Source organism: Arthrobacter sp. LjRoot14 (genome assembly GCF_964253905.1).
In the GTDB taxonomy this organism is placed as follows: Bacteria; Actinomycetota; Actinomycetes; order Actinomycetales; family Micrococcaceae; genus Arthrobacter.
Window position 1 is genome coordinate 4,692,126 of sequence record NZ_CAXURL020000001.1, and the last position, 22,237, is coordinate 4,714,362.

At 66.9% G+C, this 22,237-nt stretch carries 23 protein-coding genes; 11 read left to right on the forward strand and 12 right to left on the reverse strand.

From position 1 onward, the window contains the following. Window positions 1–4: 4 nt before the first annotated feature. From pcaH to ACSQ12_RS21325, 4 genes are all read right to left on the reverse strand, one after another. A complete protein-coding gene (pcaH, locus tag ACSQ12_RS21310; protein ID WP_436066828.1) occupies window positions 5–910 on the reverse strand; it encodes a protocatechuate 3,4-dioxygenase subunit beta in 906 nt (301 codons plus the stop codon). 50 nt (window positions 911–960) lie between these two features. Then, window positions 961–2,877, reverse strand: coding sequence for a bifunctional sugar phosphate isomerase/epimerase/4-hydroxyphenylpyruvate dioxygenase family protein (locus ACSQ12_RS21315; protein WP_436066829.1), 1,917 nt, complete (start codon window positions 2,875–2,877; stop codon window positions 961–963). Then, window positions 2,877–3,758: a shikimate dehydrogenase gene (locus ACSQ12_RS21320; protein ID WP_436066830.1), complete on the reverse strand. Its 882-nt coding sequence runs from the start codon at window positions 3,756–3,758 to the stop codon at window positions 2,877–2,879. The genes ACSQ12_RS21315 and ACSQ12_RS21320 overlap by 1 nt, the downstream gene beginning before the upstream one ends. Before the next feature lie 166 nt (window positions 3,759–3,924). Next, window positions 3,925–4,800 carry an IclR family transcriptional regulator gene (locus tag ACSQ12_RS21325; protein WP_436066831.1) on the reverse strand — a complete coding sequence of 292 codons (876 nt, stop codon included), beginning with the start codon at window positions 4,798–4,800 and terminating at the stop codon, window positions 3,925–3,927. A gap of 260 nt (window positions 4,801–5,060) precedes the next feature. On the opposite strand from ACSQ12_RS21325, the gene ACSQ12_RS21330 reads away from it, so the two are divergent. Next, entirely contained in the window at window positions 5,061–6,380 is a 1,320-nt protein-coding gene (locus ACSQ12_RS21330; protein WP_436066832.1) for an MFS transporter, read from the forward strand. A 167-nt stretch (window positions 6,381–6,547) separates the two neighbouring features. Here ACSQ12_RS21330 and ACSQ12_RS21335 read toward each other — a convergent pair whose 3' ends face one another. The 4 genes from ACSQ12_RS21335 to ACSQ12_RS21350 form a co-directional block, all read right to left on the reverse strand. Then, window positions 6,548–7,630 (reverse strand): ATP-dependent DNA ligase, encoded by a 1,083-nt coding sequence (locus tag ACSQ12_RS21335; RefSeq protein WP_436066833.1) that lies wholly within the window; start codon window positions 7,628–7,630, stop codon window positions 6,548–6,550. A 91-nt stretch (window positions 7,631–7,721) separates the two neighbouring features. Next, entirely contained in the window at window positions 7,722–9,095 is a 1,374-nt protein-coding gene (locus ACSQ12_RS21340; protein ID WP_436066834.1) for an NAD(P)(+) transhydrogenase (Re/Si-specific) subunit beta, read from the reverse strand. Then, complete coding sequence (locus ACSQ12_RS21345; RefSeq protein ID WP_011693908.1) at window positions 9,092–9,388, reverse strand: NAD(P) transhydrogenase subunit alpha; 297 nt, start codon at window positions 9,386–9,388, stop codon at window positions 9,092–9,094. The genes ACSQ12_RS21340 and ACSQ12_RS21345 overlap by 4 nt, the downstream gene beginning before the upstream one ends. Continuing rightward, entirely contained in the window at window positions 9,388–10,620 is a 1,233-nt protein-coding gene (locus ACSQ12_RS21350; RefSeq protein WP_436066835.1) for a Re/Si-specific NAD(P)(+) transhydrogenase subunit alpha, read from the reverse strand. The genes ACSQ12_RS21345 and ACSQ12_RS21350 overlap by 1 nt, the downstream gene beginning before the upstream one ends. A gap of 128 nt (window positions 10,621–10,748) precedes the next feature. On the opposite strand from ACSQ12_RS21350, the gene ACSQ12_RS21355 reads away from it, so the two are divergent. The 3 genes from ACSQ12_RS21355 (at window position 10,749) to ACSQ12_RS21365 (ending at window position 13,864) form a co-directional block, all read left to right on the forward strand. Further along, on the forward strand, window positions 10,749–11,735 hold the full coding sequence (locus ACSQ12_RS21355; RefSeq protein WP_436066836.1) for a TIGR03885 family FMN-dependent LLM class oxidoreductase: 987 nt from the start codon (window positions 10,749–10,751) through the stop codon (window positions 11,733–11,735). After that, a complete protein-coding gene (locus tag ACSQ12_RS21360) occupies window positions 11,732–13,423 on the forward strand; it encodes an alpha-amylase family protein (RefSeq protein ID WP_436066837.1) in 1,692 nt (563 codons plus the stop codon). The genes ACSQ12_RS21355 and ACSQ12_RS21360 overlap by 4 nt, the downstream gene beginning before the upstream one ends. A gap of 204 nt (window positions 13,424–13,627) precedes the next feature. Then, a complete protein-coding gene (locus tag ACSQ12_RS21365) occupies window positions 13,628–13,864 on the forward strand; it encodes a hypothetical protein (protein WP_209741870.1) in 237 nt (78 codons plus the stop codon). A gap of 5 nt (window positions 13,865–13,869) precedes the next feature. On the opposite strand, the gene ACSQ12_RS21370 is transcribed toward ACSQ12_RS21365, so the two are convergent. The 3 genes from ACSQ12_RS21370 to ACSQ12_RS21380 are packed head-to-tail and all read right to left on the reverse strand — an operon-like array spanning window position 13,870 to window position 15,560. Further along, window positions 13,870–14,157: a MoaD/ThiS family protein gene (locus tag ACSQ12_RS21370; protein WP_436066838.1), complete on the reverse strand. Its 288-nt coding sequence runs from the start codon at window positions 14,155–14,157 to the stop codon at window positions 13,870–13,872. An 8-nt stretch (window positions 14,158–14,165) separates the two neighbouring features. After that, the gene (locus ACSQ12_RS21375) at window positions 14,166–15,299 is read right to left on the reverse strand and encodes a WD40/YVTN/BNR-like repeat-containing protein (RefSeq protein WP_436066839.1); all 1,134 of its coding nucleotides are present in this window, start codon (window positions 15,297–15,299) and stop codon (window positions 14,166–14,168) included. A gap of 60 nt (window positions 15,300–15,359) precedes the next feature. Next, window positions 15,360–15,560 carry a hypothetical protein gene (locus ACSQ12_RS21380; protein WP_436066840.1) on the reverse strand — a complete coding sequence of 67 codons (201 nt, stop codon included), beginning with the start codon at window positions 15,558–15,560 and terminating at the stop codon, window positions 15,360–15,362. Between the two features lie 112 nt (window positions 15,561–15,672). Between ACSQ12_RS21380 and ACSQ12_RS21385 the strand changes: the two genes are divergently transcribed. The 6 genes from ACSQ12_RS21385 to ACSQ12_RS21410 all read left to right on the forward strand — a co-directional run bounded on the left by ACSQ12_RS21385 (window position 15,673) and on the right by ACSQ12_RS21410 (window position 21,383). Beyond that, window positions 15,673–16,179 carry a universal stress protein gene (locus ACSQ12_RS21385; RefSeq protein WP_436066841.1) on the forward strand — a complete coding sequence of 169 codons (507 nt, stop codon included), beginning with the start codon at window positions 15,673–15,675 and terminating at the stop codon, window positions 16,177–16,179. Continuing rightward, complete coding sequence (locus ACSQ12_RS21390; protein ID WP_436066842.1) at window positions 16,176–16,706, forward strand: DinB family protein; 531 nt, start codon at window positions 16,176–16,178, stop codon at window positions 16,704–16,706. Before ACSQ12_RS21385 ends, ACSQ12_RS21390 begins: the two co-directional genes overlap by 4 nt. A 251-nt stretch (window positions 16,707–16,957) precedes the next feature. Further along, window positions 16,958–18,157 carry an MFS transporter gene (locus ACSQ12_RS21395; protein ID WP_436066843.1) on the forward strand — a complete coding sequence of 400 codons (1,200 nt, stop codon included), beginning with the start codon at window positions 16,958–16,960 and terminating at the stop codon, window positions 18,155–18,157. 76 nt (window positions 18,158–18,233) lie between these two features. Then, entirely contained in the window at window positions 18,234–18,581 is a 348-nt protein-coding gene (locus tag ACSQ12_RS21400) for a metal-sensitive transcriptional regulator (RefSeq protein ID WP_209741863.1), read from the forward strand. 94 nt (window positions 18,582–18,675) lie between these two features. After that, window positions 18,676–18,906, forward strand: a complete 231-nt coding sequence (locus ACSQ12_RS21405) for a heavy-metal-associated domain-containing protein (protein WP_144406497.1) — start codon at window positions 18,676–18,678, stop codon at window positions 18,904–18,906. Between the two features lie 47 nt (window positions 18,907–18,953). After that, complete coding sequence (locus ACSQ12_RS21410; protein ID WP_436066844.1) at window positions 18,954–21,383, forward strand: heavy metal translocating P-type ATPase; 2,430 nt, start codon at window positions 18,954–18,956, stop codon at window positions 21,381–21,383. Here the strand turns inward: ACSQ12_RS21410 and ACSQ12_RS21415 are convergent. After that, window positions 21,380–21,652, reverse strand: coding sequence for a DUF2277 domain-containing protein (locus tag ACSQ12_RS21415; RefSeq protein WP_043485658.1), 273 nt, complete (start codon window positions 21,650–21,652; stop codon window positions 21,380–21,382). The genes ACSQ12_RS21410 and ACSQ12_RS21415 overlap by 4 nt on opposite strands. 221 nt (window positions 21,653–21,873) lie before the next feature. On the opposite strand from ACSQ12_RS21415, the gene ACSQ12_RS21420 reads away from it, so the two are divergent. Further along, window positions 21,874–22,137 (forward strand): hypothetical protein, encoded by a 264-nt coding sequence (locus ACSQ12_RS21420; protein ID WP_011691158.1) that lies wholly within the window; start codon window positions 21,874–21,876, stop codon window positions 22,135–22,137. Window positions 22,138–22,237 lie beyond the last annotated feature (100 nt).

A 22,237-nucleotide genomic window follows, 5' to 3' on the forward strand; every position in this document is an offset into this window, starting at 1 on the left:
CCGACTACTCCTCGTCGCCATCTGTGCCAAATGCTTCGTTTTCGGTCCAGGTCCGCTTGGAGCCCGTCAGGACAATGTCCCACTTGTAGCCGATCGCCCACTCAGGCTTGGTGAGGTCGTGGTCATAGGTGGCCACCAGGCGGTCCCGGGCGTCCTGGTCCACGATGGACTGGTAGATCGGGTCCAGCGGGAAGAGCTGGTCACCGGGGAAGTACATCTGGGTCACGATGCGCTGGGTGAATTCCTGCCCGAACAGCGAGAAGTGGATGTGTGCCGGACGCCAGGCGTTGAGGTGGTTCTTCCACGGGTACGCGCCGGGCTTGATGGTGGTGAAGCTGTAGGAGCCATCGGCGCCGGTGATGCAGCGGCCCACGCCGGTGAAGTTGGGGTCGAGCGGGGCGGGGTGCTGGTCCCGCTTGTGGATGTAGCGGCCGGCCGAGTTGGCCTGCCAGATCTCCACGAGCTGTCCGGCCACGGGACGGCCGTCGCCGTCGAGCACGCGGCCTGAGACGAGGATGCGTTCGCCCAGGGGCTCACCGTTGTGCTGGATGGTCAGGTCCGATTCCAGCGCGTGCACGTCCATGTGTCCGAAGGCCGGTGAGAACAGTTCAATGGTTTCCGGATCCGCGTGGTGCAGGTCCTTGGTCGGGTGGCGCAGGACGCTGCTGCGGTACGGCGCGTAGTCCAGCCGGGGCTGGATTTCCGCTTTGGCCCCGTTCCTGAGTGCCTCCGCATATGCTTCGCCGATCGACTTCATCTCGGCGCTGAGGTCCGCCTGCGATTCCGCAGCGGCATCAAGCGGCGCGGAGGTCTTCGGCGCGGCTCCGGTTTCGGCCTGGGGCGCCGCGTCCGACACGTCTTCGGTGATCGGGTCGGCGTTGAAAATTTCAAGGTTGATGTCTTCAGGCACAGCAGCCTCCTTTCAGTGGTTGATATTGATGGTTGGAGATGGTTGGCTTTTCAGGCGGTGCGGCCCAACTGGTGCAGGTGGTCGTACTGGACGGCGTGCCGCACCGGCGCGTTGGGCGCACCGTAGCCGTCGTAGCCGCCGCGGCGCTCCACCATTTCGAAGAACACGCTGCCCACGGTGGCGGTGTAGAAGTGCAGGAACTCGCCGTCGGCGTCGCGGTCGTACAGCAGGTTGAGGTCCCGGAGCGTGGCCAGGAAGGCGGGGTCGAGGTCGAACCGGGCGTCCAGGTCCTCGTAGTAGTTCGCCGGGATCTGCAGGAAATCCAGGCCCCGGTCCCGGGCTGCACGGGCCGTCTCCACGAGGTTGTCCACGGCGAAGGCGATGTGCTCCTGGTACGTCTTCCGGTGCGCGGTGCCCGCATCCGCGCCGTCCTGCTGGATCACCGGGGCAAGGTTCAGCACCAGGCGCACGGCACGGTCGGCCGTCAGCATCACCTGGGAGCGCACCAGTCCGCTGGGGCTGGGCACCTCCGCGAAAGGCTGCGGTTCCAGGGCCAGGGCGCTGGTGTAGAACAGCACGGCTTCGTCAAAGTGCTGCCACGGCTGGGCGAGGTTCACGTGGTCGATCACCGCGTTGCGTCCGCCGGCGGCCGGAAACTCCAGCCCTTCGCCGAACTCGCGGGTCCAGGCTGCGGTGCCGTCCGGGCTGCCCTGGCAAAGGAAGATCTCGGTGGAGTCCGGCGCAGCGAAGCCCTGGAACACTTCTTCGTCGGCCTGGCTCTTGCGGGGCACGGCGGGCGCCTTGAGCTGCTGGGCACGCGCCGCGGCGATCACGGGAGAGTCGACGTCGAAGCCGAGGGCGGCAATCGCCGGTGAGGAGTCCCCGGCATCGACCGAAGCCTCATTGATGATCACGCGTGCGTGGCCCATGCTCCACAATTGCACGTCCTTGGTGCGGTGTCTGCCGTTGAATTCGAATCCCAGCTGTCCCAGCACCTTTTCCAGGCCGACGGTGGCGGCCGCTTTGACCTCGGCGAAGTTGAAGCCGGCCGGTTCTGCCACCTGCGGGAGGGTTGCCAGTTCCATGGGATAACGACGGCGGCCGGTTGCCTGGGTGCCTACGGCACCCGGACCCGCCGGGGCGTTGACGTCCAGCCATTTGGCGCTCTGCTCCTCCAGCCAGATCAGCGACCGCATGGCGTCCACTGCCGTGCGTTCGACGTCGGACTGGCGGAAGACGTCGTTGAAGACCTCCAGCGAGACCGGTCCGGTGTATCCGGCGCGGACCACGTGGCCCATGAACTTGGCGAGCTCGAACTGACCCTCGCCCGGGAAGACCCGGTAGTGGCGGCTCCAGGACAGGACATCCATGGACAGCTTCGGGGCGTCGGCCACCTGGACGAAGAAGATCTTGTCCGCACTGAACGCTTCGATGGGCGCCGTGTCCCAGTCCCGGGAAAGGATGTGGAAGGAGTCCAGGCAGGTGCCCAGGTTCGGGTGGTCCACGGTTTCCACCAGGCGGTGGGCGTGCTCGTAGTCGTTGACGTACTTGCCCCAGGCGAGTGCCTCGTAGGCCACTTTCACGCCGTGGTCCCCGGCGAGTCCGGCGAGCCGGGCCAGCTGTTCGGCGCGCAGGGAGTCGTCGTCGATGGTGGCCGTACCCACGTTGGAGCAGACCAGGATGGTGTCCATGCCCAGGCGGGACATCAGCTTGAACTTGGCCTCGGCCCGGCGGAGGTTGGCGGCGAGGAGGTCCTCGGGAACGCTGTCGAAGTCGCGGAACGGCTGGTAGAGGTCCAGGGTCAGGCCCAGGTCCGCGGCCGTCTTCCGGATGTCCTCGGGGCTCAGGGAGGACGTCACCAGGTCCTGCTCGAAGATTTCGATTCCGTCGAAGCCTGCGATGGCGCATGCCTGCATTTTTTCCTTCAGCGTGCCGGACAGGCACACGGTGGCGATTCCGGTGCGCATCAGGCGGTCACCTCTTCGGCGGCAACGAGTTCCAGGAAATGGGCACGCATGCGGTCCGCGTCGGCCTCGAGGCCGGTGAAGATCCGGAAGGCGTCGGCTGCCTGGCCCACGGCCATGCGTCCGCCGTCCAGTACCTCGCAGCCTTTGGCACGGGCTTCGCGGACCAGTTCGGTGTCGATCGGGCGGTAGACAATGTCCGCCACCCAGTGCCGGGAATCCAGCAGCGACAGGTCCAGCGGCGCGCCCGGGTGGGCGGCCATGCCCACGGGCGTGCAGTGCACCAGGCCGTCGGCGAGCGGCATCAGCTGCGGCAGCTCCGCCGTCGTACGGGACGTAACCGTGCTGTCCGGGAAGAACCCGGCCAGTTCCGCGGCGCGTTCGGCGCAGCGGGCGGCGTCAGTGTCCACGAGGTCAAGGTGGCGGACGCCGGCGGTGAGCAGGGCGTACGCGACGGCGGACCCGGCGCCGCCGGCACCCAGCTGGACCACGCGGTCAAGCTTTGCATCGGGGAGTCCGGAGGCGAGGGCGGCCGCGAAGCCGGAGAAGTCGGTGTTATGGCCGATGAAGCGGCCGTCCCGGATGGTCACGGTGTTGACGGCACCCAGGCGGCGGGCGTCCGGTGCAATCTCGTCGAGGTGGTCCAGGACCAGCTGCTTGCACGGGTGCGTGATGTTCAGGCCGTTGAAGCCCATGCGGTGGGCACTCTGCAGGAGTTCGCCCACCGATTCACCCGGGAGGCCCAGCTCCAGCAGGTCGATGGTGCGGTAGAGATACCGCAGGCCCTGCACGTCGCCTTCGCGCTCGTGCATGGGGGGCGTGAGCGACGGCATGACGCCATCACCTACGAGGCCCACCAGATAGGACTCTGCCCGATTGCTCATCCGTATAGCTCCTTTGACAACGGCACTCGGCTTGCCGGGACGCGCTGGGCGCCGGCGGCGGGCCGGGTGATAGGGATTACAGTACAGGAAATGTTCACATCTTGCACTGATGTTCTTATGGCGAACAAGTGGTGCCGCCGGCGACTGCCGTCGGGGGCGGTGCGGCTCATCGCTGCGGCAGCCGTGCGGCCAGTTCCGCCGCGGCCTCCTGGAGCACGGGGACAAGGGCCACCAGCCCCTCCGGGCTGAGCCGGAACACGGGTACCGCCGTGGCCAGCGACGCGAAGGCGTAGCCCTGGGCATTGAAGACTGGAACGGCCACGGCGCGCATGCCGAGTTCGTTCTCCTCATCCATGACGGCGTAGCCGCGGCGGCGGACCTGCTCGATCTCTGACCGGAAGGCCTCACGGTCCGTGATGGAAAATTCCGTCAGCGGCTCAAGTTCCAGCTCCTCCACCAGGCGCTTCCGCTCGGCGTCCTCGGCAAAAGCCACCAGCGCCTTACCCACCGACGTGGTGTGGAGGGCACCAAGGTGCCCGGGATCACTCGTGACGCGGAAGGTCTGCGGTCCGTCCACCTTGTTGACGGTGAGGTGATGGTTTCCGTCGCGGACAGAGAGGATGGTGGCCTCCCCGGTCTTCTCGGTGACCCGGCGAAGGATGGGCAGCGCCGTCCCGGCAAATCCATGGTGGTTGGACACGCGCTGACCCAGCTGGAAGACGCGCAGGCCCAGATGGTAGCGGCGGCCGTCCGGCTCGTAGTCCACAAAACCGTCGCGTGTGAGCGAGCCCAGCAGCCGGTACGTGGTGCTGAAGGGCAGCTCGGCCCGCCGGGACAGCTCCGCCGCACTGGCGCCCCGCGGCTCGTCCCCCAGCAGGACCAGGAGGCCCAGGGCCTTGCCCACCATGTCAGTACGGGAGTCATCCTTGGCAGCCTTGGGCGCCCTTGCCGCTTTAGCCGGCGCTTTCGCCGGCGTGTCCGACAAGGCCACAGCGGGCGGGCCGGTCACAACGTCCGGCTCTGTGCTTTGATTCACACTCATAACTCGATGTTGCCACATTGTGAGAGCTATTTCTAGATGGTGATCATTTTTCTTGACAAGTGACAGCGCTCACAGCCATCATTGCTATATCGCACAAGTAGCTCCCACCATGTGGCTACTCGTCCGGGTCTTCACACGGACCACCGGCCGCCGCCAGCAGAGCCTCCATCACGGTCTCCGGCTGGGTCTCCAGCAAGGAAGCGCGGCAGCCGCGAGAATCCTGATCCATCCGCGACAATGTCGTCACACAAAGGAACACCATGAGCCAGACACTCCCGTCCACGACGCCGGGCACCGCTGCACCGGCCGGGACCCCGAAGAAGGCAGCCCTCGCCAGCTTCCTGGGAAGCGCCGTCGAGTACTACGACTTCTTCATCTTCGGTTCCGCCGCCGCGCTGATCTTCCCGCACGTGTTTTTCCCCAGTGCTGATGCCAACGCCGCCATCATGTCCTTCGCCACCTTCGGCTTCGCCTACGTGGCACGCCCGGTTGGCGCCGTCATCCTGGGCCACTTCGGCGACCGTGTGGGACGGCAGAAGGTCCTGATGTTCACACTGGTGCTGATGGGAGCCTCCACCTTCCTCATCGGCTGCCTCCCCGACTTCAACACGGTGGGCTGGTGGGCTCCCGCCCTGCTGGTGCTTGCCCGTCTCTGCCAGGGCCTCTCTGCAGCCGGCGAACAGGCCGGCGCGTCCTCCATGACTTTGGAGCATGCCCCGGACAACCGCCGTTCCTTCTTCACATCCTGGACCCTCACGGGCACCCAGGGCGGCCAGATCCTCGCAGCCCTCGTCTTCATCCCCGTGCTCGCCCTGCCTGACGAGGTCAAGTACGGCATCGGCTGGCGCATCCCGTTCTGGCTCAGCGCCGTGGTGGTCCTGGTGGCCTTCTTCATCCGCCGCACCCTGCACGAACCGCCGGCATTCGCCGAAGCCCAGAAGTCCGCTGCCATCTCCAAGCTGCCGGTGGCCGACCTGCTGAAGCACCACTGGCGCGATGTCCTCCGGGTTGTGGCCTGCGCCTTCATCGCCGCAGTGTCCACCGTGTTCGGCACGCTGGCCATCAGCTACGCCAAGACAGTGGCCGGCGTGGACGGCACCACCACCCTCTGGCTCGTAGTTGGCGCAAACTTCGTGGCCCTCGGCACCCAGCCCCTGTTCGGCATGCTGGCGGACAAGATCGGCCGCAAGCCCGTCTTCATCTACGGCGCCGTGGCCAGCGCGATCCTGACCCCGGTCTTCCTGCTGAGCCTCGAATCCGGCAGCGTTCCGCTGATGTTTCTGGCCGCCATCGGCTTCTTCTCCTTCGGCTACGCAGCCTCCAACGCCGTCTGGCCGTCCTTCTACGCCGAGATGTTCAGCACCAAGGTCCGCTTCTCCGGCCTGGCCATCGGCACGCAGCTCGGCTTCCTGATGGCCGGCTTCGCCCCGGCGATCGTGGCTGCCATGGGCGGCATCAAGCCCGGCGGCTGGGTCCAGATCAGCATCTTCACGGCAGTCATCTGCGGTATCGCTGCCATCTCGGCCCTCACGGCCAAGGAATCCTTCAAGACCCCCACCCGGGAGCTCGGCCTGAAGTAGGCGCGTTCCTGCGGAAGCCGCCGTCGTGACCCTTTTTCGAAACGGGACGGGACGGGACACGGCGATTCCCTGAACTTCCGGCCAGTCTCGCGCAAAAGAAGGTCACGACGGCGGTCCGCCCCTCACGGGGGCGGGCCGCCGCAGTTTTACCAGCAGTTTTGAGGCGGTCAGGTGGCCAGCACCTCGGCAAGGTCGTACTTGACGGGTTCTTCCAGCTGGTCATAAGTGCAGGATGCAGGCTCCCGGTCGGGCCGCCAGCGGACGAACTGGGCGGTATGGCGGAACCGTTCGCCTTCCATGTGGTCATACTTCACTTCCAGCACACGCTCGGGCCGGAGCGGCACGAAGGACAGGTCCTTGCCCGCGCTCCACCGGCTGCCTTCGGCGTTCCGCGGCGTCCGGCTGCCCTCCTCCTGCTTGGCCCAGGCCCAGGGGTGGTCGTCGAAGTCAGTCACCAGGGGCTGGAGTTCCTCAAAGAGGTCCTTGCGGCGCTGCATCGGGAAGGCTCCCACCACGCCCACACTGGCCAGCTGGCCCTCGCCGTTGTAGAGCCCCAGCAGCAGGGAACCGATCCGGTCCGGACCGCTGGTGTGCACGCGGTACCCCGCCAGGACGCAGTCCGCCGTGCGTTCGTGCTTGATCTTGAGCATCACGCGTTTGTCCGGCTGGTAGCTGCCGTCCAGCGCTTTGGCCACAATCCCGTCGAGGCCGGCTCCCTCGAACTGGTGGAACCACTGCTGCGCCGTGCCGTTGTCCTGGGTGGTGGAGGTCAGGTGGACCGGTGCGGAACTGCCCGCGAGGGCCTTTTCCAGCATGCTGCGCCGCTCCGAGAACGGGCGGCCGGTGAGGTCCTCGTCGTCGAGCGCCAGCAGGTCGAATGCGACAAAGCTGGCGGGCGTCCGGGCTGCGAGGAGCTTGACCCGGCTGGCGGCGGGGTGGATCCGCTGCTGGAGGGCCTCGAAGTCCAGGCGGTCACCGGACCCGCCCACCAGGATGATTTCGCCGTCGAGCACGCAGCGGGGCGGCAGGTTCGCCTTCAGTGCCTCCACGAGCTCGGGGAAATAGCGGGTCATGGGCTTGCCGTTGCGGCTGCCGATCTCCACGTCGTCCCCGTCGCGGAAGATGATGGACCGGAAGCCGTCCCACTTGGGTTCAAAGCTCCATTTCGGACCTGAATCCGGGACGTCGGGCAGGGAGCTGACGGCTTTGGCGAGCATGGGCGCGATCGGGGGCATCACCGGCAGTTGCATAACGCCCATTCTTGCCCGGCCGTCCGCTCCGCACCACCCCCGGAGGGCCGGAACCCCCGCAGCAGCACTCCGGAGGGACCGGACCCCGCTGCTACAGGGCCTTGACCGCCCCCAGCACCTTCGTCAGCGAATCCTTCGCGTCGCCGAACAGGAGCGTGGTCTGCGGTTCGTAGAGCAGTTCGTTCTCGATGCCGGCGAAGCCCGGACGCATGGAACGCTTGAGGAACACCACCTGCCGGGCGTCCCCCACTTCCAGGATGGGCATCCCGTAGATCGGCGAACCGGAGGATGTCTTGGCCGCGGGATTCACCACGTCGTTGGCACCCACCACCAGGGCAACGTCGGCGGTCTTGAATTCCGAGTTGATCTCGGTCATTTCCTTGAGTTCCTCGTACGGCACGTTCGCTTCGGCCAGGAGCACGTTCATGTGCCCGGGCATCCGGCCGGCCACGGGATGGATCGCGAAGTCCACCTGGATTCCGCGCAGCTGCAGGGCCTTGGCCAGTTCCGCTGCGGTGTGTTGCCCCTGCGCCACGGCCAGGCCGTACCCGGGAACGATGATTACCCGCTGCGCGTAGCCCAGCAGCACGGCGACGTCCTCCGCGCTGGAGGAGCGCACCGGGCGCTCACTGACGGCGGTGGACCCCGCCGTCGAACCTCCCCTGAACGCCCCGAACAGGATGCCCGCCACACTGCGGCCCATGGCGGCGGCCATGGCCCGGGTCAGGATGGTGCCGGACGCTCCCACCAGCGTGCCGGCAACAAGCAGCAGCACGTTGCCCAGCACCAGGCCCGAGGCCGCGACGGCCAGGCCGGTGAAGGCGTTCAGCAGTGAAATCACGATCGGCACGTCCGCGCCGCCCACAGGCAGCACCAGGAAAATGCCCGCGGCGAGTCCCAGCACCAGCAGCACCAGGGCCAGAGGCAGCGAACCGGTCAGGACGACGGCGGTGCCGGCACCCACGGCGGCGAGCAGCACCGCGCCCATGATCACCGGCAGTCCGGGGAAGACCACCGGCCGGGTGGTCATGAGTTCCTGCAGCTTGGCGAACGTGACGGCCGAGCCTGCAAAGGACACAGCACCCACCAGCAGGGTGAACGCGATGGCCAGGCGGACCCAGGCGTCCTCAGTGTGCGCCAGTTCAAGCAGCGCCACGAGGGCGGCCGCGCCGCCGCCCACTCCGTTGAACGCGGCAACGAGCTGCGGCATCTGGGTCATTTTCACGCGCCGTGCCACGGGGGCGGCCACAACGGAACCCACGGCAATCGCGCCGAGGATCCACGGGATGTTGTCCAGCCGGGCCGAAAGGAACACTGTGGCGACGCCCAGTAGGGCTCCGGCGGCGCCTACGAGGTTGCCGCGGCGGGCGGTGCGGGGCGAGTTCAGGCCCATCAGGGCGAGGATGAACAATACGGCTGCCACCAGGTAAAGGAGCCCCGTCCAGGTCGGGTCCAGGATGCTCATCGCGGGCCCGTCCCGTCTTTGCGGCCGCGGAACATCTCCAGCATGCGGTCCGTCACCACGAAGCCGCCCACCAGGTTGGCTGTGGCCAGCACGACGGCGAGCAGCGCGACGCCAAGGACCCACGGGTCCGCAGCCTGGCCGGCCACGATGATGGCCCCCACCAGGATGATCCCGTGGATGGCGTTGGCCCCGGACATCAGCGGTGTGTGCAGCGTGCTGGACACTTTGGAGACCACTTCGAAGCCCACGAAGACCGCCAGCACGGTGATCGTGAGCAGGCTGATGCCGTCCATCAGGCCACCCCCTCGTTGTCGGACCGGCGGTTGCCGGGATCAGCGGGAGCGGGATCAGCGGGAACCGGTTGGCCCGGAACTGGTTCGCCCGGAACCGCGGCCAGCGCCTCCGCCGTGGGCGCGTGCCGCACCTCGCCGTCGTGCGTCAGGCACGTGCCTGCCACCACCTCATCACCGAAGTCCAGGGACAGGGTTCCGCCCCGGACCACCAGGGCGAGCAGGTTGGCCACGTTCTTCGCATAGAGCCGGGAGGCATCGGCGGGCATGGCGGATGCGGCGTCCTTCAGGCCTACCAGGGTCACCGTGCCCTGGCCGTCGGCGGTGTCCACCTGGATGTCCCGGCCGGGAACCGATCCCTCCACGTTGCCGCCGGACTCCGCGGCGAGGTCCACCACGACGGAGCCGGGCCGCATTCCCTGCACCATTTCCTGGCTCACCAGGAGCGGGGCCCTCCGGCCGGGGACGGCCGCCGTCGTAATCAGCACATCTGCCTGGGCCACATGCGGTGCCAGGAGCTGCCGTTGCAGGGCGCCGCGGTCCGCACTGAGCTCGCGGGCATAGCCGCCCGCGGCCTCGGCCGTCTCCAGGTCGAGCTTGATGAACGTGCCGCCCATCGAGGCGACCTCGTCTGCCGAGGCGGGCCGGATGTCGTTCGCGGAGACCCGCGCCCCCAGCCGTTTTGCCGTGCCGATGGCCTGCAGGCCGGCCACACCGACGCCGAGCACCAGCACGCGTGCCGGCGGAACGGTACCCGCCGCGGTCATAAAGAGCGGGAAGAACCTCGGCAGCCGGATGGCCGCTTCCAGTACGCAGCGGTAGCCGGCCACGAGGGCCTGGGAAGACAGTGCGTCCATCGACTGCGCCCGGGATATCCGCGGCACCAGTTCCATCGCGAAGGAGGTCACCCCTGCGGCAGCCAGCGCCCGGACCGTGGGCAGTTCGGACGACGGCGATGCGAGTCCGGCGGTGACGGCCCCGCGGCGCAGAGCCGCCGCCGTCGCCGGTTCCAGCGGCCGTACGTGGGCGAGGATGTCGAGTGATCCGGGATCGAGGCCGGGGACGATCCGGGCGCCCGCGCGGATGTACGCCTCGTCGCTGTAGCCTGCCGCGGCTCCCGCCCGGGATTCGACCAGGACCTCAAGGCCCAGGCCAATCAGTTGCTGCACCGTCTCCGGTGTTCCGGCAACCCGCCGCTCGCCCTCACGGTGTTCCCGCGCAATGCCTAGCTTCACCAGCCACTCCCTTTCCAGCGTCATCGCTGTCCCGAGTCATCGCTTCCCCGGGTCGGTACTGGCTAGAGTCTATGCAGAAAGACGCGTAATTCCTCGACACGCCTCTTCCCCGCCGGTAGACATTAACGATGGCTACTATCGGTTTCCACGCATCGCATGAACAGATCAGCCCGGGACAGCTGCTCCAGGACGTCCAACTGGCGGAGCAGGCGGGGTTCGACGCCGCCATGTGTTCGGACCACATTGAACCCTGGTCCGCCCGGCAGGGCCACTCCGGCTTCGCCTGGTCCTGGCTGGGGGCTGCGCTGGCCACCACCTCGCTGCGCTTCGGCGTGGTCACAGCTCCCGGCCAGCGCTACCACCCCGCGATCATCGCGCACGCCTCGGCTACCCTGGCGGACATGTTCCCCGGGCGGTTCTGGATGGCTCCGGGGAGCGGGGAGAACATGAATGAACACATCACCGGTGACGCGTGGCCGGCCAAGGAAACCCGCCAGCAGCGGCTCGAGGAATGCGTTGACGTCATCCGGCGCCTGCACAACGGCGAAGAAGTCACCCATCACGGACTGGTCACCGTGGAACAGGCACGCCTCTGGGACGTTCCGGAAACCAAGCCGCCGCTGATCGCCCCCGCCATCAGCGTGCAGACAGCCCGGCGTGCGGCGGCCTGGGCGGACGGACTGGTCACCGTCAACCAGCCGCACGCGAAACTGCAGGAGATGCTGGCCGCCTACCGGGACAACGGCGGCAAGGGCAAAGCAGTGCTCCAGATCCACCTGTCCTGGGCGTCGCGGGAAGAGGACGCGGTTTCCACCGCCCTGGACCAGTGGCGGTCCAATGTCTTTGCGCCGCCCATCCCTTGGGACCTGCCCACAGCGGCCCACTTTGACGGCGTCAGCACCGACGTCGGCGAGGGCCAGGTCCGCAAGGCCGTCAACATCTCCTCCAGCCTGGACCAGCACGCCACGTGGCTGCAGGAGTACGCGGACCTGGGTTTCGACGAGCTCTACCTGCACTTCGTGGGCCAGCAGCAGAAGCCCTTCATCGAGGCGTTCGCCGAACACGTCCTGCCTCAGCTGCGGGCCGGCAGCGGGACGCAGGCGGTGACGGCATGAGGATCGCCGAGACTTCGGATCTGTGGTGGAAGAATGCCGTGGTCTACTGCCTGGACCCTGAAACCTTTTTTGACGACGACGGAGACGGGACCGGGGATTTCGGCGGCCTGACCCAGCGTGTGGACTACCTTGCGGCCCTGGGGGTCACGTGCATCTGGCTCATGCCGTTCTACCCCTCGCCGGACCGGGACGACGGCTACGACATCACCGACATGTACGGCGTAGACCCGCGGCTCGGCACCCTGGGCGACGTGGTGGAGTTCATCCGGACGGCCAAGGACCGGGGAATGCGGGTGATCGCGGACTTCGTCATCAACCACACCTCGGACAAGCACCCCTGGTTCAGGGAATCCCGGAAGTCCGTGGACAACCCTTACCGCGACTATTACGTGTGGCGGAAGGACACTCCCCCGGACACGTCGGAGCAGGTGGTGTTCCCCGGCGAGGAAACGTCCATCTGGACCCGGGACAAGGCCACGGGCGAGTGGTACCTGCACATGTTCGCCAAGCACCAGCCGGACCTGAACGTCGCCAACCCGAAGGTCCGGGACGAGATCGCCAAGTCCATGGGTTTCTGGCTCCAGATGGGGCTGGACGGATTCCGGCTGGATGCCGTGCCGTTCTTCCTGGAGCTGCAGGGCGTGTCCAAGGAGGATGCTGCCAAGATCGATCCGCACGACTACCTGGCCGCACTGCGCAGCTTCCTGAACCGGCGCAACGGCAGTGCTGTGCTCCTGGGTGAGGTCAACCTCCCCTACAAGGAGCAGCTGAAATACTTCGGCGGGCCGGACGGCAACGAACTGAACATGCAGTTCGACTTCCTGAGCATGCAGAACCTCTATCTGTCCCTGGCCAGGGAGGATGCCCGGCCGCTGGCCAGAACCCTCGCGGCCAGGCCGGCCATCCATCCGGACAACCAGTGGGCCATGTTTGTCCGCAACCATGATGAACTGACGCTGGACAAGCTGAGCGACGAGGAGCGCGCGGAGGTTTTCGCCGCTTTCGGGCCGGACCCGGACATGCAGATGTACGGGCGGGGACTCCGGCGCCGCCTGCCGCCGATGCTCGACGGCGATCCCGCCCGGATCCGCATGGTGTATTCGCTGATGTTCTCCCTCCCCGGAACCCCGGTCCTCTTCTACGGCGAGGAGCTCGGGATGGGTGAGGACCTGCGGGCGAAGGGCCGCTCCGCCGTACGGTCCCCCATGCAGTGGACTGACACGGCAAACGGCGGGTTCTCCACCGCCCCGGCGGACAAGCTGGTGGCTCAGGTTGTTGACGGCTACTTCGGGCCCAAGAACATCAATGCCGCACAGGCTGTCCGGGACCCTGACTCACTGTGGAATTTCATCGCGACCCTCATTCGGCGCTACCGGGAAAGCCCGGAGCTTGCCTGGGGCGACTTCGAGCTCATCAAACAGTCCGATTCCGGCGTTCTCCTGCACAGCTGCACCCGCGCCGGTTCAACGCTGGTCCTGGCGCACAACATGGCCGCGCAGCCGGCCTCCGTCGCGGCCAGGGTTTCCTCGCCGGAAGATCCGGAGGAGACATTCGGCGGTGCCGTCCTGCTGGATCTGCTCGACGGCGACAATGTTCCGCTGGCGGACGACGGCGGCTTCGAACTGGAGCTGGAACGCTACGGCTACCGCTGGTTCAGGATCCAGCACCCCGGCGACCGCCGGATCTGACACAGGCGGATATAGCGCCGCCGGATCTGACACAGGCGGATATAGCGCCGGCGGGTCTAGGCGCGGCGGGTGCGGAAACAGCGCGGGCTCGGAAAACTAACGCGCCCATTACCGGCAGGAAACGCGGCGGCAACAATGGCGCAGGACACTGGACGTGCCGGCAATTGCAGGCAACAGCACAAGCTCCAGCTCAGGAGGCCCGCCATGTTGAAGGAAGCCAAAGCCCATGTAACCCGCGTTCGCGCCCTGGACCAGCTGCACCGCGGCGACGAGATCGAAGCCCGCCTTTCGGTGGGTCCCAGCTATGACGATGTGGTGATACGACGGGGCCGCGTGCAGGAAACTGCGCCGGGAATCGGCGTCGTGTGGATCATGGACCGTCAGACCGGGATGCGCAAGGCGATCAATTCGGACGAGTGCAGCATTTGGCGAGTAGCCTGAGCCCCTCAGCCGCCGGCCACGGACTGGATGATCACCACTTCCTGGCCGGCAGCCACTTCAGTTTCAAGTCCCTGCAAGCGCCGGACCTCGTCCCCGTTCACGTAAATATTCACGTAGCGGCGGAGGGTACCGGTCTCATCCCTCAAACGCCTCGCAAGCACCGGATAATCCCCGGCCAGCGAGTCCAGCAAAAACCCCACAGTCACCGCCGCGTCGGCGGGCGTAGTCAGGATGGACTGCCCGCCGGCGAGCGGCTGGAGGACACTGGGCAGCACCACGCTGATGTCAGCCACAACGGACCCTAGGCGGGTACCGGAGCGCCGGGCACCAGGGCCGCGGACACCACGGCGGCACGGACACACAGGACGTCCGGCAGATGTGACGCAACTTCGGTGAAGTGCTCGCCCTCGTCCGGGCTGGCGTAGACCGAGCCACCGCGCGTTCCGAAGTACACCCCGGCAGGTTCTGCGGAATCCACCGAGGCAGCGTCACGGAGCACCGCGTTGTATTCGCCCTGCGGCAGCCCGGAATCAAGGCGCTTCCAGGTCTTCCCGGCATCGCCCGTCCGGTGCACGGCCAGCTTCCCGTCCGGCGGGATGCGTTCGCCGTCGGCCTTCAACGGGATTACCCACGCAGTGCCGGCCCGCCGGGGGTGCGTCAGCATCACAAAACCAAAATCGGCCGGGAGTCCTTCCGCGATCGACTCCCAGTTCTCGCCGTTGTCATCCGTGCGGTACACGCCATGATGGTTCTGGGCGTAGAGCCGGCCCTCGACAGCGGCATCCGCCGCGATCTTGTGCACGCACTGGCCGAACTCGGGGTTGGGGTCGGGCATAAAGTACGCCGAGATCCCCTTGTTCCTAGGCTCCCAGGAGGATCCGCCGTCCATCGACCGGTAAACGCCGCCGGTGCTCATGGCGATGTGCACGTTTTCCCCGGAGGGATTGACAACGATCGAGTGAGCGGCTGCTCCGCCGTACCCTGCGCCCCATTCGCCGCGGTGCGGATGGTCCCAGAGCCCGCGGTTGAGTTCGAAGTGTTCACCGCCGTCAGTGGATTTCCACACGGAAATGGGTTCCGCGCCGGCCCAGACAACCCCGGGGCGGGACTCGGCGTCCGGGTAAATCTGCCAGATGCGCTCCACCGCGGCGTCAGTGCCGTCCGGGAACTTAATGGCGCCCTGTTCGGGCTCGGTCCACGTCGCCCCGAGGTCATCCGAGTGCGCGACAGTGGGCCCCCAGTGCTCGGAGCGGACACCCACCATGATGCGGGTACGCCCGTCGCGGGTGTCGATGCCGATGCTGGGCACTTCGCTCATCAGGAAATGAGGGCCGGACATGGACCATGTCCGGCGGTCCTGGCTGGTCGCCAGCCACAACCCTTTTTTGGTCCCGATTGCTAGGACATAACTCTGTTCGATGGCCATGCACCCCATGCAACCACCCAGGGCACGGAGGCCGCAATGGTTTTGGCGCGACGTTATGCGCCCTGCGGATCAGTCCACGAACTCAGACTGCGTCTCGATGAAGTCCCAGTCCGCGTAGGTCAGGACGCCCGTGGCGGTGTCGGGGTGCGGGCCGCCGGCCTCTGCAATCCCCTGCAGCACAAACAACGGTAGTTCGTCGGCGCGCAGGTTCTCCCGCAGCCATTCCTTGCTGGCCAGATCCAGGTCAAGCCACCACATGTAGATTTCCACCGCGGACCACCTCTCCTTCTGCCTCAACGCTATTCCGCGGCGAGGAGGTGTACAAGGGTCCAAGGGCCGTGGCGGCGCTGTTCAAGGAATGCACGCAGGGCCACAATGGAGTATGTCTCCTGAACGCTTTAGCGGACCGCCTCCCCTGGTCGTCGGGGTGCTGCCTGGCCAGCACTCAGAGGTACTGCAGTTGGCCTCCGGCCTCGCGGATAAGCTGGGCGTTCCCTTGCTGTGCGCCTACGTCGACGAGGCGAGCTACCTCGTCGAGTGGGACCCGGCGCGATCGGCGCACCGGCTGTCCCTGCACCCGGACAAGGACGATTCCGATGTCAGGGCCGTGAGCGAGGAGCTCCGCAGCATCGTAGGGGCTGCCTGCGCCACGAAATCGGTGGAGTGGACCCTGCGGATCCTGTCCGGAGACCCGGCGCGCGCCCTGGGGCGTGTGGCGGCGGAGGCCAACGCCTCCATGATTATTGTGGGAACCCCCGAACGCGGACTGGGGCACCGCCTCTCGGCAGCCCTCAACGGTTCCGTGGCCGCGTGGCTGACCCACCACCAGGACCGTCCCGTCCTGGTAGTCCCGGCCCACATGGGCGCACACCGGGACATGCCCGAGTGACCACAGCTCCCGGCACGGTCCAGCACGGCTACGAGCGCAACTGCAGGGAACTCGAGCGATGGCTGGCCACCGCTTCTGACGCCGATCTCCGACGCAGGAGCGCGGGCACCCGCTGGACCAACGAGGAGCTTCTGTTCCACATGGTTTTCGGCTACATGGTGGTGCAGGCCCTGCTACCCCTGGTTCGGATTTTCGGGGTGCTGCCGGCGCCTTTCAGCCGGGGGTTTGCGCGCATGCTCAACGCCGGAACTGCACCGTTCGACGTCGTCAATTACCTCGGCTCCAAGGCCGCGGCCCGCGTGTTCAACCGCAGGCGGATGGCCGCGAAGCTCCGGCGGGTGACGCACTCCCTCGAGCGGCGGATGCGGCGCGAGACCGCCGCGGCAATGGCACGGGGGATGTCCTTCCCCGACCGCTGGGACCCGTTCTTCACACCGCGGATGTCGCTGGCGGACGTCTACGCCTATCCCATCGAACATTTTGACTTCCATGCCACCCAGCTCAGCCTGGACCGGCGGGCAGCCTGAACGGACACGCTGCAGGAAGACAGGACGAAAGACCCTGTAAAAGTAAAGCGAAAGTAGTTATTCCAGGTGGTGGCGCTCACCGCTACCGCCAAGTAAGCTGGAGTTCGCAGGAAGATGTTGGACCTGCCCCATAAGCTGCTCCGGAGTGCGTATCCCCCAATAACGCACTCCGGAGCTTTTTAATGTCACGCCGGATTCCGGGGATAATCAAGCCAAAAAGCGGCGCCGGCCGCCTGCCAGGGGAGCTATCCGTGACTACAACGCCGATCCACACGCCGACCGCCGCCGTCACGGCTCCGCTTTACGCCGCCGGCTTCGTCACCGCCTTCGGGGCGCACAGCATCGCAGCCGGGATGGGGGCCCACAGCGGTGATATCGGGCTGAGCCTGGTCAACCTGGGCATCCTCCTGGCTGTTTACGACCTTGCCGAGGTCGTGCTGAAACCGGTTTTCGGAGCTTTGAGCGACCGCATCGGCACGAAGCCGGTGGTTGTGGCCGGGCTTTTCGCTTTTGCGCTGATGTCGCTGATCGGGTTGTGGGGCTCAAACCCCCTGATGCTCGGGCTCGCCCGGATCGGCCAGGGCGCCGCCGCTTCGGCGTTTTCGCCGGCCTCCTCGGCAATGGTGGCGAGGCTTGCCGGCCGCAACGCAGGGACGTATTTCGGCCGCTACGGCTCCTGGAAGAGCCTGGGCTACGTCGCGGGCCCGCTGATCGGCGCCGGCCTGATCTTCCTAGGCGGCTTCACCCTCCTTTTTGCCGCCCTGGCCGTCCTCGCGGCGGCCACAGCAGTGTGGGCGATGGTGACGCTGCCGCAACTCGCTCCTCTACCCCGGCCGCGGTACACGCTGGTGGATCTTGCCCGCCAGATAACGCATCGGAGCTTCCTCGTGCCGACGCTCGTTCTTGCGTCAGCCACCGGAGCCCTTGGAACAGCCATTGGCTTCCTTCCCGCGCTGGCAACGCGGCACGGCCTGGATCCCGTGGCGGCCGTGGCCGCCGTCAGCGTGCTGGCACTCGCCTCCGCTGCCACTCAACCTTGGATCGGCCGCCTGCGCGATCAGGGCCGGCTCCATGACGGTCCCGGCATGACAGCCGGGCTGCTGCTGACGGCGGCCGGAATCGCCGCGGTGGCGCTGTTTCCGGGGCCGGTCACCATCTTTTGCGCAGCGGCTGCCATCGGCACGGGCATCGGTGTTGCCACGCCGCTGGGCTTCGCGCACCTGGCCTCCACCACGCCGCCCGAGCGTTTGGGACGGACCATGGGATCAGCCGAGCTGGGACGGGAGCTGGGCGACGCCGGTGGTCCCCTCCTGGTTGGTGCCGTGGCTACAGCTTCAGCACTGCCCCTGGGCCTCGGAGTCCTCGCCGCGGCCGTCGCCGCCGCATCCCTGCTCGGCATCGGCAGCATCGGCCGCGGGGCGCCGGCCCAGGAACCGGCCGCCGAACGGTGATATCCGGCCCGACAGCCGCATTTCATACCCCCGGGGGGTACTTGCCATATACCCCTCGGGGGTATATGTTGAGGATATGGACTCAGCAGAAGACGCCGGACCCCTGACTGCGGACGCGGAAACCGTCCCCCAGCATGGCTACACCTCGAACAAAGAGGCATATCTGCGCCGGCTCAAACGCATTGAAGGCCAGGTCCGCGGAATCGCACGGATGGTGGATGAGGACAAGTACTGCATCGACATCCTCACCCAGGTTGCGGCAGTGAACAAAGCCCTGCACGCAGTGAGCCTTGGCCTCGTTGAGGAGCATATCGGTCACTGCGTCGTGGGCGCCGCCTCCGAACCCGACCCGGAACTCCGCGCGGAAGCCATCGACTTCAAGGTCAAGGAGGCCACCGATGCCATCGGGCGCCTGCTGCGGTAGCGGCAATCCCACCCACCACACCATCCGGATGATCCGACCGGGTCACTCCGGTGCCGCCGGCACCACCGGCACCACCGAGAAAGAGGAGCAAACCATGAGCCCCGTATCCACCACCGTGAACGTTTCCGGCATGACCTGCGGACACTGCGTATCCTCCGTGAGCGAAGAACTGGAAGCACTGGAAGGCGTGGAAGCGGTGGACGTCGACCTCAACGCCGGCGGCATTTCCACCGTCACCATCACGTCCGAAAAGGCCCTTTCCCGTTCCGAGATCGGCGAAGCCGTAGCCGAGGCCGGTTACCTGGTGGTGGCCAACGAGGCCTGAACCGCACGAACCAATCCAACCCATCCCATCCATAGTGAGGACACGCCGTGAGTAACGAGCAACTGCTGCACCAGCCGGGAACCCGGGTCATCGAACTCGACATCGAGGGCATGACCTGCGCTTCATGCGTCGGCCGGGTGGAACGCAAGCTCGGAAAGCTCGACGGCGTCGAAGCCTCGGTCAACCTCCCCCTTGAGTCGGCGCAGGTCACGGTCCCGGCCGGCATCACCGACGAACAGATCACGGCCACCGTAGAAGCCGCAGGCTACAAAGCCCGGGTGCGGCCCCCGCGCTACCCGAGCCGGGGTGGCGAGGCTGAGATTGCGACCGGCTCAACCACAACCGGTGGGACACCCTCGAGCGGCGACGCCGGGGGCATGCGGCAGCATGCGTCTACGCGAGGCATGAGCGAGCATGCAGAGCATGCCTCCGGCGGCGCCGCGGCTGGTGACCATATGGCCCACGGTGGCGCCGCTGCCCAACTTAAACCGCGGCTCATCGTTGCTGCCGTCCTCACCGTCCCGGTGTTCGCGATTTCGATGATCCCGGCGTTCCAGTTCGCCGACTGGGGCTGGGTGGCGGGGATCCTGGCATTGCCGGTGGTCACGTGGGCGGCCTGGCCGTTCCACCGCGCCGCGGCCGTCAACGCCCGGCACTTCGCATCCACCATGGACACCCTGGTCTCCCTCGGCGTCACGGCCGCGTACCTGTTCTCCGCCTGGCAGTTGCTGGCCGATCCCCGCATGACCGAACACCCCGGCATGGAGATGGGTACGGGCGGACTGTACTTCGAGGTGGCCTCCGTGGTCACCACTTTCCTGTTGCTGGGCCGCTTCCTGGAAGCCAACGCGAAGCAGAAAGCGGGCGACGCCCTGAAGGCGCTGCTGAACCTGGGCGCCAAGGATGCCACGGTCCTCGTTGACGGCGCCGAGCTCAGGATTCCCGCCGACCAACTCACGGTGGGCGACGTCGTGGTGGTCCGCCCCGGTGAGAAGATCGCGACGGACGGTGTGGTGCTTGACGGTGCCTCTGCCGTGGACGCCTCCCTGGTAACGGGCGAGTCCGTACCCGTCGAGGTGGCTCCGGGCAGTCCCGTCACCGGGGCCACGATCAACACCTCCGGCCGCCTGCTGGTCCGTGCCACCCGGGTCGGTTCCGAAACCACACTGGCCCAGATGGCCCGTCTGGTTGCCCAGGCGCAGACCGGAAAGGCTCCCATCGCCCGCCTGGCGGACCGCATCAGTGCGGTGTTCGTTCCGATTGTGCTGGTCATCGCCGTCCTCACGTTCGTGCTCTGGATCGTCTTCAGCGGACCGGTGATTGAGCCTGCCGAAATCCGCGCGGCGTTCACGGCGGCCGTGGCGGTCCTGGTCATCGCCTGCCCCTGCGCCCTGGGCCTGGCCACTCCGGTTGGCCTCCTCACCGGCACGGGCCGCGGCGCCCAGCTGGGGATCCTGATCAAAGGCCCGCAGGTGCTTGAAGATACCCGCACCGTTGACACGATCCTGCTGGACAAGACCGGCACCGTCACTACCGGCCACCTGGCCGTGTACGGCACGCGGGCCTTCGGCACGCACAGCAGCGCCGAAGTGCTGCGCCTGGCGGGCGCCGTTGAGGCCGCCTCCGAGCACCCTGTGGCCCAGGCCATTGCGGCCGCAGCGCTCTCCGCGGAGCGCAGGAACGACGGCGGCGGGCGGCTTCCCGCCGTCGAGCACTTCCGTTCCGCGCCGGGAGGCGGGGTGTCCGGAAGCGTGCAGGGCCGGCTGGTCATCGCCGGACGCACGGGCTGGCTTCAGGACAACGGCATAAAGGTCACGACGGAACAGCAGGAGGCGCTCCGGGCCGCCGAAGAATCCGGTGCCACCGCCATCTGGGTTGCCGTGGACGGGGAACCTGCGGGCATAGTCTCCCTTCGCGACACCATCAAGCCCGGATCGGCCGCAGCGATTTCCCGGCTAAAGCAGCTGGGCCTCCGGCCGATCCTGCTGACCGGGGACAATGGCGCAGTGGCTGCGCAGGTGGCCGCCGCCGTCGGCATCGCTGCCGAAGATGTATTCGCCGGGGTGCTGCCGGAGGGCAAGGTCGATGCCGTGCGGAAACTGCAGGACGGCGGTGCAACCGTAGCCATGGCGGGGGACGGCGTGAATGACGCAGCGGCCCTGGCCCAGGCGGATCTGGGGATTGCCATGGGGTCCGGCACGGACGTAGCCATCGAGGCCGCGGACCTGACCGTGATGGGCAATGACCTGGGGCAGGTGGCTCAGGCCATCGAACTGTCCCGCCGAACGCTGGCGACTATCAAGGCCAACCTGTTCTGGGCGTTTTTCTACAACGCCGTCGGAATACCCGTGGCGGCACTGGGGTTGCTCAACCCCATGATCGCCGGCGCGGCCATGGCCGCCAGTTCGGTGCTGGTGGTGGCCAACTCTCTCCGGCTTCGCAGCTTCGGCAAGACCGGCGGCCGCCTGGGCGCTTAGGCGGCGCCGAAGCGGACAGCCGCCTTGGCCCGTGCCTTGGCGGCTTCCTCGTCCCGGTCCTTGGCCGGGGCATGTGTCACCAGCGAATCGAGCAGGTGCTGGGTGGCGTGCGCGATCTCGTGCACGGCGCGGTTGAACGCCTCCTCGTTGGCTTTCGACGGCTTGGTGCTGCCACTGATCTTGCGCACGTACTGCAACGCAGCGGCTTCCACCTCGGCCGACGTGGCGTGGGGCTCAAAGTTATGCAGGGTCCGGATATTGCGGCACATAGTCCCATGCTAGGCTCTGGACCGCCTGGGATCGAGGCCCGAAGCCTGTCCGGATACCGCTGGCCCCGCAGCTGCCCTCACGGGTTGGACTGCATGGGGAGCGGTGCCCATCGACAGTGCCGGGGTCGCGGGATAGTTTCTAGGTAATGGATCTTCCGGATGAGCCGGGGGCCGCTGGGGATGCCGATCGGATCGGGTCCGTTGACTGAAGGAGAAAACTAATGGCTATTTGGGGTGCAGACATTGCTCAGCTCAAGGCGCTCGGGACCAAGCTTCAGGCTGGTTCGTCCGAGATCGAGAAGGCCAAGTCGCAGCTGACGAAGGCTCTTGACAGCACCGACTGGAAGGGCCCGGATGCGGAGAAGTTCCGCAGCGAATGGTCCGGCCGCCACGTAACGGACCTGGCCCGGGTGGCCCGGGCACTGGAAGAGGCCGGCAAGCAGGCCAGCAAGAACGCTGCCCAGCAGGAAGAGGCTTCCCGCTAGGGAACGCCTGCCGCCGGCAACGCCGAAACGGATGCCCCGGACGCATAAAGCGCCCGGGGCATCCGCCTCTTAACGCCAAGGCCGCCGCTGCGTGGTGCGG